General features: G+C 70.5%; 11 protein-coding genes. 5 read left to right on the top strand and 6 right to left on the bottom strand.

Going from position 1 to position 15,073, the window contains the following annotated elements:
- Window position 1 precedes the first annotated feature (1 nt).
- The 5 genes from CcI156_RS05675 to CcI156_RS05655 all read right to left on the bottom strand — a co-directional run bounded on the left by CcI156_RS05675 (window position 2) and on the right by CcI156_RS05655 (window position 6,502).
- A complete protein-coding gene (locus CcI156_RS05675; protein ID WP_076804626.1) occupies window positions 2–1,381 on the bottom strand; it encodes an ABC transporter substrate-binding protein in 1,380 nt (459 codons plus the stop codon).
- A 103-nt stretch (window positions 1,382–1,484) separates the two neighbouring features.
- Window positions 1,485–2,732, bottom strand: coding sequence for an ABC transporter ATP-binding protein (locus tag CcI156_RS05670; RefSeq protein WP_011437220.1), 1,248 nt, complete (start codon window positions 2,730–2,732; stop codon window positions 1,485–1,487).
- 206 nt (window positions 2,733–2,938) lie between these two features.
- Window positions 2,939–3,886 carry a MurR/RpiR family transcriptional regulator gene (locus tag CcI156_RS05665; protein WP_175637543.1) on the bottom strand — a complete coding sequence of 316 codons (948 nt, stop codon included), beginning with the start codon at window positions 3,884–3,886 and terminating at the stop codon, window positions 2,939–2,941.
- Between the two features lie 128 nt (window positions 3,887–4,014).
- The gene (locus tag CcI156_RS05660) at window positions 4,015–5,238 is read right to left on the bottom strand and encodes a homoserine O-acetyltransferase (RefSeq protein ID WP_082456677.1); all 1,224 of its coding nucleotides are present in this window, start codon (window positions 5,236–5,238) and stop codon (window positions 4,015–4,017) included.
- On the bottom strand, window positions 5,210–6,502 hold the full coding sequence (locus CcI156_RS05655) for a bifunctional o-acetylhomoserine/o-acetylserine sulfhydrylase (protein WP_076804622.1): 1,293 nt from the start codon (window positions 6,500–6,502) through the stop codon (window positions 5,210–5,212). Before CcI156_RS05655 ends, CcI156_RS05660 begins: the two co-directional genes overlap by 29 nt.
- An 813-nt stretch (window positions 6,503–7,315) precedes the next feature.
- On the opposite strand from CcI156_RS05655, the gene CcI156_RS05645 reads away from it, so the two are divergent.
- Complete coding sequence (locus CcI156_RS05645) at window positions 7,316–8,785, top strand: HNH endonuclease signature motif containing protein (RefSeq protein WP_076804619.1); 1,470 nt, start codon at window positions 7,316–7,318, stop codon at window positions 8,783–8,785.
- A gap of 315 nt (window positions 8,786–9,100) precedes the next feature.
- Window positions 9,101–9,235 (top strand): hypothetical protein, encoded by a 135-nt coding sequence (locus CcI156_RS27375; RefSeq protein ID WP_023840763.1) that lies wholly within the window; start codon window positions 9,101–9,103, stop codon window positions 9,233–9,235.
- A 36-nt stretch (window positions 9,236–9,271) separates the two neighbouring features.
- On the opposite strand, the gene CcI156_RS05640 is transcribed toward CcI156_RS27375, so the two are convergent.
- Window positions 9,272–10,648, bottom strand: a complete 1,377-nt coding sequence (locus CcI156_RS05640; protein ID WP_076804617.1) for an ABC transporter substrate-binding protein — start codon at window positions 10,646–10,648, stop codon at window positions 9,272–9,274.
- A gap of 422 nt (window positions 10,649–11,070) precedes the next feature.
- On the opposite strand from CcI156_RS05640, the gene CcI156_RS05635 reads away from it, so the two are divergent.
- The 3 genes from CcI156_RS05635 (at window position 11,071) to CcI156_RS05625 (ending at window position 15,004) form a co-directional block, all read left to right on the top strand.
- Entirely contained in the window at window positions 11,071–14,070 is a 3,000-nt protein-coding gene (locus tag CcI156_RS05635; protein ID WP_236707291.1) for a nitrate- and nitrite sensing domain-containing protein, read from the top strand.
- Window positions 14,071–14,172: 102 nt separating this feature from the next.
- A complete protein-coding gene (locus tag CcI156_RS05630) occupies window positions 14,173–14,577 on the top strand; it encodes a roadblock/LC7 domain-containing protein (RefSeq protein WP_011437212.1) in 405 nt (134 codons plus the stop codon).
- A gap of 67 nt (window positions 14,578–14,644) precedes the next feature.
- Window positions 14,645–15,004: a DUF742 domain-containing protein gene (locus CcI156_RS05625; RefSeq protein WP_076804615.1), complete on the top strand. Its 360-nt coding sequence runs from the start codon at window positions 14,645–14,647 to the stop codon at window positions 15,002–15,004.
- The last annotated feature ends 69 nt before the right edge of the window (window positions 15,005–15,073 follow it).

Here is a 15,073-nt window from a genome sequence, read left to right as displayed (position 1 = left end):
GTCACTTCCGGGGCAGGAAGCTGGTGGCCTGCTTCTGTGCGGCGGCCAGGGTGGATGCGGGATCCTTGCCGGTGAAGACGGCGCTTTCGACCGCGGTCATCATCGTGTCCGAGATCTGGAGGTAGTTGTCACCCGGGAAGGACTCCCACGGCTCGATCCGGGCGAGCTGGTCGAGGTTCGGCTTGATGAGCGGGTTCGCCTTCGCCCAGGCCTGCAGGCTCTTCGGGTCGTCGATCAGGCCGGTCCGCAGCGGCAGGTAGCCGATCTTCGAGGAGATCTCGGTGTAGGCGTGGTCGCCGGTGAGAAACTTGATCAGTTCCCAGGCGGCGCGCTGCTTGGCCGGGTCCTTACTGAAGATCGCCAGTGCCGCTCCCGAGTTGGTGGGGATGACCGGCTTCGAGCCGAACGAGGGTTCCTGGGTGGCGTCGAGCTGCCAGTTGTTCGCCTTGGCGCCGGCCATGAACATCCCTTGCAGGGAGCTGCTTTCGAGCAGCATCCCGGCCTGACCGCTGCTGAACGCCTTGACCTGCTGCTTCTGGTCAAGGTTCGGCATCACGCCGCTGTGTACCAGGTCGGCGGCCATCGATACCGCCTCGACGCCCGGCGGATCGGCGAAGGACAGCTTGGTACCGTCGGTGGAGATCACTCGGCCGCCGGCCGAACGTACCAGGCTCTGGAAACACCAGTCCCCGACCTTCGTCAGACAGTCGATGAGGACCCCGTCCTTGCCGGTCTTCGCCTTGATGGCAAGCGCCGCGGTCTTTACCTCCGCCCAGGTCTTCGGCGGCTTGGCCGGGTCGAGGCCGGCCTGGGTGAACAGGGTCTTGTTCAGCCAGAGAACCGGGGTGGAGAAGACGTACGGGACGGCGTAGGTCTTGCCGTCAACGTCGCCGAGGGTGCGGGCTTTCGGGGCGAACGGGTGTTCGCCGCCGAAGTTCGCCTGAACGGCCTCCCGCCCGACCAACGTGTCGAGCGGCTGGGCGCCGAGGCTGCCGGCGGCGAAGCGCAGCGCGTTGAAGGTGATCTGGGCGACGTCCGGGGGGCTGCCTGCCAGCACCTGGTTCTTGATGCTGGTGACGTAGTCGCCGCTGTTCGCGCTACCGGCCAGGTTCTGCGGCGGCTGGCCCTTGACGGTGATGTTGGGATGCGCGGCCTGGAAGTCGCGCAGCAGCCCCTCGATCACCGGCTTCCACGTCCCGACGTTCGCGAGGTTGTAACTTTCGAAGACGATCGAGACCTTCTGGTCCGKGGAGAGTTCGGGGATCGTGCTGGCGTTCGCGGCCGTACTCGTGGGTGTGGACGAGGACGTCGCACACGCGGAGGCGAGCGCCGCAAGCAACGCGAGGCCAGCCGCGGCACGCAGCAGGCGTGGTCGAGCCACGGKGATGCTCCTTGGGATCAACGGGACGTTGGGATCAACGGGATCAACGGGATGGCGGACGGACCGGATCGCGATGATCTGGTCCGGTTGGTCTGGTCGCAGCTCAGACCGCGGCGGGCGCGGGCGAAGCGGGGGATGGGGACGCGGCGAGCGCGCCGGGCACGGGGATGGTCAGGGATTCCCGGGGATCCGGTGGCCGCCAGGCGAGACGACGTCCGCTCGCCCGAGCGAACAGGTGCACCCGTGAGACGTCGACAGTGAGTCGGGCCCGGTCACCGGCGGCCAGTCCGATCGGGCGGGGGCCACGCAGCGCGACGGCCTGACCGTGGACGTCGCACCAGGCCACCTCCTCGCTGCCGAGGTTCTCGACCGTGGTCACGACACCTTCGATCTGCGCGGTCGACCCGGGTGATGCCGTCAAGCCGGGTGATGCCGTCGATGCCTCGGCCGGGTGGGGCGGCTCGGCCGGGCGGGGCGACTCGGCCGAGCCGGGCAACAGCGTCAGGTTCTCGGGTCGCAGACCGACGATGACGTCGCGGGGTTCGTCGAAGCCCGGCCACAGCGGGATGCGCAGCCCGTCCGCGCGGACCGCCAGCAGGTCGCCGTCGGCCTCCACCCGGGCCTCGATCAGGTTCATCGGCGGTGCGCCGAGGAAGCCGGCGACGAACACCGAGGCCGGCGTGTCGTAGACCTCGGTCGGGCTGCCCACCTGTTCCACGCGGCCGCCGTTGAGCAGGACCACGCGGGTTGCCATCGACATGGCCTCCACCTGGTCGTGGGTGACGTAGATGAAGGTCCGGCCCAGCCGGCGGTGCAGTCCGGCGAGCTCGGTGCGGGTCGCGGTGCGCAGTTTCGCGTCGAGGTTCGAGAGGGGTTCGTCCATGAGGAACGCCTGGGGGTCACGGACCAGCGCACGGCCGAGCGCCACCCGTTGGCGCTGCCCGCCGGACAGCTCACGGGGGCGCCGGTGGAGCAGCCCGCCGAGTTCGAGCTGGTCGGCGACCTCGCGGACGCGCCGGGCGATCTCCGCCTTGGGGCGGCGCGCGGCCCGCAGCGGAAACCCGATGTTGCGTTCGACCGTCAGGTGYGGGTACAGCGCGTAGCTCTGGAAGACCATGGCGAGGTCGCGCCGTCGGGCGGGGACATGGGTGATGTCGCGATCGCCGAGCATGATGCGTCCCTCGCTCGGCTCCAGCAGGCCGGCGATCATGCGCAGCAGCGTGGTCTTCCCGCAGCCGCTCGGTCCCAGCAGAACGAGGAAGTCGCCGTCCGCCACGTCGAGGGAGACGTCGTCCACCGCACGGACGTTTCCGAAGCGCCTCGTGAGGCCCTCGATCCGGATTTCTGCCACCCAGCACCCCGTGTACGTCTGCTCCAGGAGCGCGCCTGCCTCCCGGTTCCTCGTTACAGAGGCAGTCTCGGGTACCGAGATGAATGGTCCATGACGGTCGGGAAACGGGGGACAGTCACTTACCGCAACGAATCTCCGGCCAAGCGCCTTGCCGGTGGGACGCTTTCGTAGCTGTCCGCGCGTCCCCTGACCCGACCGGTCATCGGTCAGAACTCGTAGGGATCGGCGGCCCCGAGGCCGGGATCCGCCGCGGGCCGCCGCGGGCCGTCCTCCGCCCGCACGGAGTGGCCCTGGACGTCCCGCATGATGGTTCCGGCCAGCAGCGGGTTGTCCGTGCGGCGCAGGCCGACCGCGAGTTGCAGGGCGTTGAGCAGCAGCAGGGAGGCCAGCCGGCTTGCGATCATGTCCGAGCTGATGGGCCAGTCGGGCGCCCCCRCCACGAGGCTGATGTCGGCGATCTCGGCCAGGGGACCGGCCGTGTAGCTGGTGATGCCGATGACGGCGGCGCCCGCGGTCCGGGCCGCCTCCGCGGCCCGCAGACTCGGCTCGTTCGCTCCGCTGCTCGTGATAACCAGGCAGACGTCCGAGGGCGCGAGCAGGCGGGCGGTGAGTTCCTGGGCGATCGAGTCGCCCGGCGCCTCGGCCGGCCGGCCCATACCCAGGAAGCGCAACGCCGCGTCCTGGGCGACCGGAGCCGATCCGCCGTTGCCGATGACGAGCAGCCGGTCGGCCCGGTCCAGCAGGTCCACGGCGGGCGCGAGACGGGACCGGTCCAGCGGGCCGAGCGCGTCGGCGAGCACCGCGGTCGCCGCGCCGAAGACGGTGTCCACCAGGCGCTCGACCGGGTCGGCGGCGTCCGTTCGGCCGATCTCACCGCGCAGCGCCGCGGCCCCGCTCTCCCGGGCGAGCTCGACGCGGAAATGCTGGAATCCGCGGAAGCCGAGATGTTGGCAGGCGCGCACCACCGTGGCCGTCGATGTTCCCGCGGCCTCCGCGAGCTGCGCAGCGGACCATTCGACCACGTCCCCCGGACGGGCCAGACACACTTCGGCCACCCGCTGCTCGCTCGGGAGCAGGCCTGGCAGGGCCGCGCGGATGGTGGCGAACAGCCCGCCCGGGCGGGCACCCGGCGGACCGGCGGAGGGGGTCACCATGCAGCGGTTCATACACGCTCAAGGTGACGGGCCGGGGTGCCGTGCCGTCAACGTGCCGCGCCGTGCCGTCAGAGTGCCGCGCGGTGCCGTCAACGTGCGGATAAACTGTGCGGATAATCAGTTCCGKGTCAGGCCGTCCGGAGGGCGTCGTGGACGATTGCGGCGACCTGCTCGGTCTCGATCAGAAACCCGTCGTGCCCGCGCCGCGAGTGGACGACGCGCAACGGCGCGCCGACGCGCTCGGCGATGTACTCCTGCAGATGGAGGGGATAGAGCCGGTCGGAGTCGACCCCCGCGACGGTGAACGGCACCGGGCAGGACCGTAGCGCCGACGCGCGCCCCCCGCGCCCCCGGCCGACGTCCTGGGTCATCATCGCCCGGGTCAGTGCGACGTAAGTGCCGGCGTCGAACCGAGCGGCCAGCTTGCCGGCATGGTGGTCGAGGTAGGAGGCGACCTCGAACAACCCGTCGGGCCGGGTCCGATCCGCGAACCGCTCCTCCAGTTCGGCCTCGCTGCGATAGCTGATCTGGGCCACCCGCCGGGCCAGACCCATGCCGGCGTCCGGGCCGCGTCCGCCGGGCCGGCCGTGGTAGTCGCCGCCGTTCCAGGCCGGGTCGTCGATGATCGCACGAAGCTGCACCGCGGACAACCCGATCTGCTCCGCCGTCGCAGCCGCGCCGCAGGCCAGGACCACGGCGTGGTCGACCCGGTCGGGATGGCCGACAGCCCACTCCAGGGCCCGCATGCCCCCCATCGAGCCGCCGACCACCGCGGCCCAGCGCCGGATGCCGAGCGCGTCGGCGACGGCGACCTCCACCGTGACCTGATCGGAGATCGTGATCTCGGGCCATCGGCCGCCCCAGGGTCGGCCGTCCGGCGCGGGACTGGCTGGCCCGGTCGTGCCCTGACAGCCGCCCAGCACATTCGGACAGACCACGAAGAGGCGATCGGTATCGAGGGCCCGCCCAGGCCCGATCAGGCCATCCCACCAGCCTGGGGTGGGATGGCCCGGCCCGGGCGGGCCGACGGCGTGACTGTCCCCGGTGAGCGCGTGCAGGACCAGCACCGCGTTGGTGGCCGCGGCGTCGAGGCGGCCCCACGTCTCGTAGGCCACCGTCACGCCGGGCAGGATGCCGCCGCGTTCCAGCCGCAGCGGTCCCGGCAGGTCGACGAACCGGCGCCGTCCCACCGGGTCGATCCCGGCGCGCCATGCCCCGGAGGCGGGCGGTGGCGTCGGCGGTATCGGTTGGACCGTCGGCGGTATCGGTTGGACCGTCGGCGGTACCGGTTCGACCGAAAGGGCCGCACCGGTGCCACGCGACTCAGCTCTTGGCCGCACGGAACCCGGCATCGAGGTCGGCCAGGATGTCGTCGATCCCCTCGATGCCGACCGACAGGCGGACGAGATCCGGGGTGACCCCGGTCGCGGTCTGCTCGGCCTCGGTGAGCTGGGAGTGCGTCGTCGTCGCGGGATGGATAATCAGTGAGCGGACGTCGCCGACGTTCGCCAGATGGCTGAACAGCTCGACCCCCTCGACGAACTTCTTCCCGGCCTCGGCGCCACCGACGATGCCGAAGGACAGGATCGCGCCGGCGCCGCGGGGGAGCACCTTCTGCGCCCGGGAGTACCACCGCGACGATGGCAGGCCCGGGTAGGCCACCCAGCTCACCTCGTCGCGCGCATCGAGCCACTCGGCGACCCGCCGGGCGTTCGCGGTGTGCCGCTCGATCCGCAGCGACAGCGTCTCCAGACCCTGGAGCAGCAGGAACGAGTTGAACGGGGAGATCGCCGGGCCGAGGTCGCGCAGTAGCTGCACTCGTGCCTTGGCGATGTACGAGCCGTGACCGAGCGCGTCCCAGTAGACTAGACCGTGGTAGCTCGGGTCGGGAGTGGTGAAGTTCGCGAACCGGCCGGAGGCGCCRAAGTCGAACCGGCCGCCGTCGACGATGACGCCGCCGATCGCGGTGCCGTGGCCGCCGATGAACTTCGTCGCCGAGTGGACGACGATGTCCGCGCCGTGCTCCAGCGGCCGGTACAGATAGGGCGTCGCGAGGGTGTTGTCAACGATGAGCGGGATCCCGTGCGCGTGGGCGACCTCGGAGATCCCGACGGTGTCGAGGACGTCGCCGCGGGGGTTGCCGATCGTTTCCCCGTAGAACGCCTTCGTGGTGGGCYGTACCGCCGCCCGCCACTCCTCGAGATCATCGGGATCGCCGACGAAGGAGACCTCGATGCCCAGCTTCGGCAGGGTGTAGTGGAACAGGTTGTACGTCCCGCCGTACAGGCTGGCCGAGGAGACCACGTGGTCGCCGGCCTCGGCCAGGTTCAGGATCGCCAGCGTCTCCGCGGCCTGCCCCGACGCCGCCGCGAGCGCCCCGATCCCACCTTCGAGGGCGGCGATGCGCTGCTCGAAGACGTCCTGAGTGGGGTTCATGATCCGGGTGTAGATGTTTCCGGGCTCACCGAGGGCGAACAGAGCGGCGGCGTGGTCGGTGTCGCGGAAGACGTAGCTGGTGGTCTGGTAGATCGGCACGGCTCGGGCGCCGGTCGCCGGGTCCGGCTGGGCTCCCGCGTGGATCTGCTGGGTCTCGAACGACCAGCTCTCGGTGCTCATAGGGTGATTCTCCCCGGGTCGAAGTCGGTGTTCGGTGTCAGTGGTGTTGGCGGTGTTGGCGGTGTTGGCGGTGTTGGTGGTGTTGGCGGTGTTGGCGGTGTCGGCGGTGGGGTGCCGGCGTGTCGGCGGTGTACTGGGCGCCGGCGTGTCGGCGGTGTACTGGGCGCCGGCCGTGGGGCGCTGGCCGGGCACCGATGCCTCTGCGACTAATCCGCGATGGCTGTCCTCGTCCGCGGTTCCTCACGGTTGCTCGCGCGGTGCGGCGGTGGACGGTCCGGCTGCCGAACCGGGCCGCTTCCCCGGGGCCCGGTCGGAATGCCTAAGATCGTGTGGTACGGAAAAGGTCAGGAGCCTGGACACAGCCCGTCGAAGGCGGCCGTGCGGGATGGGTGACCATTCGGTGTACCGATGTTCGGGCATCCCCCCGAACATCGCAGAGCGGCGCGCAACCGTCCCGGATATCCGGCATACGACCTCACGGCTTCGACGCTAGCAGCGTGTCGGGTCGTTGTCCGCGGCGGGTGCAGATTTTCCACCGGAGAAGTGAACAATCGCAGGYGCGGGATGGGCTCTGGACCGTGCTCGAGGCCGTGCCCCGGGCTGCCGGGGGAGTCGAGGGCGGCCCGGGCGGGGTGCGGGGACGGTCCCGGCCGGCAGGCCGCCGGCCATACACGTGAAGCCGAGGGCGACCGGGATCTTCGCGCAGGGCGCGCACCAGCACGCCGGTCCTCATTTCCGCTACGACCACAGCACCTAGTTACGGCAATCGAACATGAGTTCGACATCGGGGGTTGTGTGATCTACGCTTGATCCATGACCATCACTGCCGGCCCGGCCCTCGGGCAGCATTTGGTGCCGTCGGGTTTGGCGGTAGTGGCCRAGCAGGTCGGCGGCCTGTTGGACGCGCCGGTGTGGTCGTTGTCGGATGCCGAGTTGTACGGCGCCCTGGACGACTGTTCGGTGGAGCTGGCCCGCCTGGCCGCGGTACGGCTCGCGCTGGTGCGAGAGGCCCACGGCCGGAACCTGGCCGTGCGGGAGGGGGCTACCAGCACCGCGGCGCTGCTGCGGGAACGGCTGCGGATCCGGCCGGGGGACGCCCATCGCCTGGTCGATCTGGCCCTGGCCCTGGCCGTGGACGGACCGCTGAGTGCCACCGGTGCGGCCCTGGCCGCCGGCGCGATCACGGTCGAGCAGGCGGTCGAGGTCCGCACGACGATCCGTTCTCTCCCCCGCGGCCTGGACGCGCAGGTGTACACCGCGGCGGAGGCATCCCTGCTGGAGCTGGCCCGGATGTTCGACCCCCGCGAACTGGCCCGTCTTGGCCGGCACCTGCGGGAACAACTCACCCGCATCGACACCAGCCCCGGCGGCGACGGCCCCGCCAACACCGGCAGCCAGAACGGCGACCGTGAGGGCGCCGACTCCGGCACGTCTCCCGGCCCCGCAGGGGGCCCGGCCGGCGATGACAACCAGAACCCCGGCAACGACAACCAGGATTCGGGCAACGGCAACCAGGATTCGGGCGACGCCCCCGCGGATCGGCGCGGCCTGTGGATCACCGATCTGCCCGGGGGTAGCACCCGTATCACCGGCGAACTCGACGCCGAAGCCGCCGCGCTCCTACGCAGCGCACTTGACCCGCTGGCCAAACCCCGCCCCGCCGACGACGGCACCCTCGACCCCCGCACACCTGCACAGCGCCGCGCCGACGCCCTCGTCGACCTCCTTCACCGCACCCTCGCCACCGCAGCCCTGCCCGTCACCGGCGGCGTGCGCCCCCACCTCACCGTCACCGTCTCCTGGACGGCACTACTCGGCCAGGGAGGTACGCCCGCCACCACCAGTTGGGGTCAACCCCTGCCGGCCAGTGTCCTGCGCCGGCTGGCCTGTGACGCCACGGTCACCCGCGTCGTCTTCGATGCGGCGAGCGTCCCCCTCGACGTCGGACGGGCCCACCGCACCGCACCCGCGGACCTACGCCGCGCCGTCATCGCCCGAGACGTCTGCTGTTCATTCCCGRGGTGTGATCGGCCGCCGTCATGGTGCGAAGTTCACCACGTTCGTCATTGGATAGACGGTGGAAGAACCTCACTTGACAATCTGGTACTACTGTGTGGATATCATCACAGGCTCATCCACCATCACGGCTGGATCGTCCGAATCGGCCACGATCGCCGGCCCGAATTCATCCCTCCGCCCTGGGTCGACTCCGACCAGATACCCCGACGCAACCCCTACAGCCGACATACCTCCGATCTCCTCCGTGCGGCAACAGTTGCATAGACCGGCTCATAGCTGAAGGAAGGTCCGAATTTGAAGGACCAGCTCAAAAACCTCCAGAATATCCTCGCTCGCGCTGCCGTGAACGGCGCTACACGACGAGCCTGTCGTCCGACTTCCCGGAGTGGCTCGCGTGGCGCCGTCGCCAGCACCACCTGGCCGCCAGGTGCGCGCCGCCAGGTATGCGCCGCCGGCGGCTCCAGGGCTCGCGTACAGGAGTCTCCGGGAGAGGGTCGCCCAGACCGCCACCATGGTCAGCAGTCCGGTGACGGCTTCGCCCAGCGGCCACGGCGCCGCGGCCACGGCGCCGAGCCCGGTGTGGCAGGCGGTGTGCTCGCCGTCCTCGAACTCGACGGACGCGCGGCCCGGTTCCGGCTGGAGAAGACCGAGCCGGACGGCACCCCCGGCGGCCTCGATCCGGTGCTGGTGGCGGATCTCGCGCCGGCGAGGTGATCCGTGGACGGGTCAGGGGGAGAACGATCCGGGTACCTACTCGTTCCGTGTCCGTGTCCTGGTCCTGGTCCCCGGCGTCGACYGTGACGCCGACGTCGCCCTCGATGATGGGTGTCCGACAGTCGTCACGGCCGTCCCCGGCGCGGGCCACTTGACCGTCGTCGTGGCCAGGTCGCGGGGGTAGACGGTTCTGAATGTCGTACCGGTGGTCTGTTCGATCGCTGTTGCGGAAAGTGTGTTCTGGTGGGTTCCGTCGAAATGGACGCCGTTCCACGGCATGATGGTCGAACTCGCGGGTAGATTCAGGGCGGTCAACGCGGAGCGGACCAGTTCACGATCCGTACTGCCCGCGTCATCGATTGCCTGCGCGATCGTGGTCATGGCGGTGAAGGCCTCGGCCGCATTCTCGGTCATCGGCGCCCCGAAATCGTGCAGATAGCGGTCGATTACTCTCGCGGCCAGCGGATTGGCCCGGGCGATGGGCATCGACCAGGCGACCTGGCGGCTGACCCGATCGGCGAACTCGGGAACCGCGGCGAGTCGGGCGGCCTCCGCCGGGTCGCCGTACACGACAACCGCGGGCGGTATGTATCCACCATCCCGGAAAGTGTTTCCCAGAATTGCGCCCTGACCGGGAGAAATATTCGTCAGTACAATGTCGGGTGCAGTGGCTTGCAGGGCGCCGACAGCGGCGGCCAGATCGCCCGTACCCGGCTGGCCCGTACCCGGCTGGTAGGCCACGCTCGCCACGATCGGGTAACCGGTCTCCTCGGCGAACTCCGCCACGGTCGCCTGCATATCGAGGCCGGTGGCGTCGTTGGTGTAGAGCAGGGCGACGCGTCGGCGTTCCTGGCCCGGCTGCTCGGCGTCACGCAGCAGGGACAGGAAGGCGCCGCCGTAGTCGGCCGCGTCGGGTCCGATCCGGAAGAACCAGCTCAGCCCACGTTCGGTCAGCGCCGTCAGCGACGGGCCCCCGCTGACGAACGGGATCCGCAGGCGTTCGGCCCGCTGGCTGGCTTCCAGGGTGGCGTCGGGGGTGAACGCGCCGACGATGCCCACGACGCCGTGGTCGGTCGCCAAGCGTGACGTGGCGTCCGCGGTCTGGCGCGGATCGCTACTTGTATCCAATGTCACAACAGAAAGGTGGGCCCGGCCGGCTGGCCCCCAGAGGTCTCTGGTCCCGTCGCTCGCCCAGCTTTCGCCGGCGTTGATGAGACGGCTGGCGAGCTCTGCTCCGCGTTGTGCGTCACGCCCCGTCTCGGTATCGCCATGGGTCATGGGGGCGAGCAGTCCGATCTTGACCTCGCCGGAAACTCGGGCCGGCTCGGCTTTGCCACCGCTACCACAGGCGGCCAGCACGACCGCGGAGAGAAGCGCAAGGCCCGCGACCGTGCTTCGAAACCCGTGGATCATCGTGCTCCCGCATGCCCGGCTCGGTGAGGAGTGAAAGCTGGCAGTGGCCAGCGGCGACACTAGTTGTTTGTCGGACAACAACCGCAGCCGGGCTGTCCAGCAGCGCGGGTGATTGACGGGGCCAATCGTCAGGCGAGCCTACTGGCRACCCCACCGGCGGCGACATCGGGCGCCCACATAGTCTTTGCCGGCCAAGGCATAGTCTTTGCCGGCCAGGGCCGGGACTGGCCTGGCGGGACAGTTCCAGAGGGCGATCCGAGAGGGCGAGAGGTACGGATCTCGTGGTCCAGCCGGGAAGAAGGCGGGTCGCGGCGGATGACCCGCCGGGCTCCTCTGCCGAGAGCCGGCATTGTGGCGCGGGCACACCCGGGGACCGGGAGCAGCCATCCCCGGTGCGGCGTCGGCGGCACTCGGCGGGGGCCGTGACCGTGACCGTGACCGGGGCCGTGACCGGGGCCGCGGCCCCCGCCGTGGCTACGACCGGGGCGGGGGAGTTCCGATCGCGTCCGTGGCGGCGGCTGCGCCTGCACGACCTCCCCGTGCGCGGGAAGCTCTTCGCGGCCTTGGCGGTGCCCATGGCGGCCTTCTTGGCGGTAGCGATTCTCGCCGGCGTGACCTGGCTGTCCGACGCGGCCAGCTACGGTCACGGGGTGACCTCGGCGAGGCTCGGCCGGGATGTGACCGCGGCGGTGCACGAGATGCAGCTCGAGCGGGACCTCGCCGCGGGCTTCATCATGAGCGGGCGTGGCGCCGCCCCGACCAGCAGGGCGCTGGCCGACCGGCTGAACACCGAGCAGCGTGTCGTGGACAAGGTGCTAACCCGTTTCCAGGCCTCGCTGGGGTCCTCCTCCGGCCGTCTCGGCCGAGGGGCCTCCCCGCTGTCCGTGCGGGTGCGGCAGAGCATCGCCGCACTGCCCGCGCTGCGTCAGGCCGTCCGGGGCGGGAAGCTGCCCATCGGCGCGATCCTGAGCGAGTACTCGACCACGATCAGCCGCCTGCTCGCCTTCGACCGCCGGATCGGGCAGGACCGGGACGACGACGAGCTCCGCTACGCCACCACGGTCCTCAATGACCTGTCGACCATCAAGGAGATCAACTCCCAGATCCGCGGTCAGCTCTACGCCGCGGCCCTCACCGGCCGGTTCGAGTTCGGCGCCGCCGAACGGATGTCCGGTCTCCTCGCCGAGGAGCAGACGGCCCAGGACGCGTTCCGCGCCGCAGCCCGACCCAGCGACCGGACCCGCTATGATCAGATCGTCAACGGTCAGGCGGTGCTGACGGTCAAGCGCACCTCCGACCGTGCCATCCAGCGTCAGCGGCTGCCCGACCTCGGCATCGATCCCGACCAGTGGTTCGCGGCCAGCACCACCCACATCGAGCTGCTGCGCACCGTCGAGACCGGACTGCTCGACGACGTCATCGGGTCCGCGAGCGACCTGCGCTCCACCGCCTGGGAGCGAACCGCCATCCTCGGCGCGCTGATCATCATTATCATGGCCGGTGCGATCGTGTGGACGCTGGCGATCGCGCGCACGATGACCGGCCCCCTGCGCAGACTGCGGACGGGCGCCCTCGACGTCGCCCACGAGCGCCTTCCCCGCCTGATCGAGCAGCTGCAAACCGCGTACCCGGACCAGGTCGACACGACGATCCGGTCCATCGCCGTCGACTCCCGCGACGAGATCGGCGAGGTCGCGCGCACCTTCGACGAGCTGCAGCACGAGGCGGTGCGGCTGGCCACCGAACAGGCCGGCCTGCGGCGCAACGTCAACACCCTGTTCCTGAGCCTGTCCCGGCGCAGCCAGAGCCTCATCGAACGGCAGATCGCGCTCATCGACCGGCTGGAGGCCAGCGAGGAGAACCCCCTCCAGCTGGAGAACCTGTTCAAGCTCGACCACCTGGCGACCCGGATGCGCCGCAACAGCGAGAACCTGCTCGTGCTCGCGGGGGCCGGCCCGGGCCGGCGCCGGGCGGGTCCGGTACCGCTGGGTGACGTGCTGCAGGCCGCGATCGGCGAGATCGAGCAGTACGAACGGATCCAGATCATCGAGGTGCCGGAGGTGCAGGTTGCGGCCGACTCCGTCAACCACGTCGTCCACCTCGTCGCCGAGCTGTTGGAGAACGCCGCCCAGTTCTCCCCGCCATACCTCGCGGTCGACCTCGCGGCGTCCCGCCTTGACGACGGCGGATTGCTCATCATCATCGACGACGCCGGCCTCGGGATGTCGGAGAAGGAGCTGACCGCAGCCAACCAGCGGCTGGCCGAGCCTCCGGTGTTCGACTTCTCGATCGCCCAACGCCTCGGCCTGTTCGTCGTGGCCCGCCTGGCCGCGCGGCACGACATCGAGGTGCGGCTGGCACGCTCGGATACCGGCGGGGTTCGCGCGCTCGTCCATCTGCCCGCCGTGCTGCTCGTCGCGGGCAGCGCGTCTCGTGGCAGCGCGTCTCGTGGCAGCGCGTCTCGTGGCAGCGCGTCTCATGGCAGCGCGTCTCATGGCAACGGCCTGGCGGCTCCCGGCCTGGCGGGGCCCGGTGCGACGGGCCTGAACGGTTACGGGCCTGCGGGGCCTGCTGGGCCTGCGGGGTCGCTCGGCGGTCCCGATACGCCGCCGGCCGCTCTCGGCTCCTACACCTCCTACACACCGACCGAGGAGTGGTTCCGGCCGCGCGGTGTCGATCTCGACGTCGTTGACGAGCTCGCCGACGACGCCGACCTGCCCACCGCGGCCGAGGCGGGTGGCGGGTCGCGTCCGGGCGCCGCCACGGGATCGGATGGCGGGGCCGCCCTGCCTCCGATAGAGGAGGCGGTGGCCGCGCTCCGTCGTCGGCGCGAGCGTGGGGCGGACAGAAGGATGCGCGCCGCCGCGGTGCGGTCGCCCGAGCCCTCCGAGCCCTCCGAGCCCTCCGAGGTCCCCGAGGTCCCCGAGGTCCCCGAGGTCCCCGAGGAGAAGTTCAACTGGTTCACGCGAGATCCGGCACCGTCGCGTTCCGCGGAGCGCATCCCACCCGCGTCCCTTGAGCCACCCGCGTCCCTTGAGCCACCCGCGTCCCTTGAGCCCTCAGCGGCCGGTGGGGCGGCACGGTCAGGCGGGGCGATAACCGTCGGTGGGGTACCGGGCTCAGGCGAAGCGGCGGTGAGTGACCATCCCCCCATCGGGCCAGACGGTCCCAGGACCCCCTCCGGGCTGCCGATCCGCGCCCCGCAGACCCACGGGCTCCTCGGCCCGGACCCGTTGGGCACACCCCCGTCCAGGTCCGCGACCGCTCGCCCCCCCGATGCCGGTCCCGACCTTTTCGGCCCGGCAGCGGCGCTCACGCCGGCCCCGGAACGGCAGACGGTGGCGCCCGAACGGATCCGCGGCCGCCTGAGCCGACTGTACGAAGGCGTTCACCATGCCCGTGGTGTCAAGGGAGACCCCTGACGAGCCTGGCGGGGACGGATGACCATCCGCACCCTTCCTGCCTGCGCGCGGACACCACACCGTCTGATTCGCACCGTCTGATTCGCATAGTCTGGAGGACGCGTGACCCGCGCGGATCCCGAGCATCCCTCGCTCGACTGGCTCGTCAACAACTTCGTCGACTTCGTGCCCGGCGTGGCCAATGCGATCGTCGCGTCCTCGGACGGGCATCTCCTCGCCGTCTGCACTGGTCTCCCGCGGGAGCGGGCGGAACGGCTGGGTTCTCTCGCGTCCGGTCTGTTCAGCCTGACCCTGGCCGCCGCCGACTTCGTGGACGGCGGCCACGTCACCCAGACCATCGTCGAGATGGCCCAGGGCTCGCTGCTGCTCATGGCAGTCGGGGAGGGGTCCTATCTGGCCGTGCTCGCCACCAACACCTGCGATATCGGGCTCGTAGGGTACGAGATGACGGTGCTCGTCGCCCGGACCCGGGAGGCGCTCACCCCGGCCCGCCGCGAAAGTGTGTGACCAGGTGTCCACCAGGTGACATCCMCCATGACCCCATACCCCTATGACCAGGTGATCAGGTGATCACGTGAACGGGGACGCGGTGGAGCCGTCGGGCGAGCTTGTGCGGCCGTACACGGCGACCCGCGGCCGGGCGCGCCCGTCCCGTCTGCTGGCGCTCGAGGCCATGGTGACCACGACACCGCTCGGCCRCGGGCGGCTGTCCGTCCTGCTTCTCGRACAGAAGTCGATCGTCGCGATGTGCGTGCAGCCTCAGTCGGTGATCGAGATCGCGGCCGAGCTGCGTTTGCCCGTGGGCGTCGTCCGCGTGCTCGTCGCCGACGCGGCGGCGGACCGCCTGGTAGAGATCTCCCAGCTCACCATGCCGACGGGAGCCCCGCAGCTCGAGTTGCTCGACCGGGTACTCGCCGGCCTGCGTCGCATCTGAGACGGCGCGCTCTGAGACGGCGCGCTCTGAGACGGCGCGCTCTGAGACGGCGCGCTCTGAGACGGCGCG

The sequence above is a fragment of the Frankia sp. CcI156 genome, assembly GCF_001983015.1.
Lineage (GTDB): Bacteria > Actinomycetota > Actinomycetes > Frankiales > Frankiaceae > Frankia > Frankia casuarinae.
Note: the sequence above shows the minus strand (reverse complement) of the source record. Positions and strands in the feature narration are given on the sequence as shown.

Bases quoted from the DNA above. Each gene is read 5' to 3' on its own strand.
- CcI156_RS05660 (WP_082456677.1), bottom strand. From the start codon at position 5,238: ATGCCGGGTTCCGTGCGGCCAAGAGCTGAGTCGCGTGGCACCGGTGCG.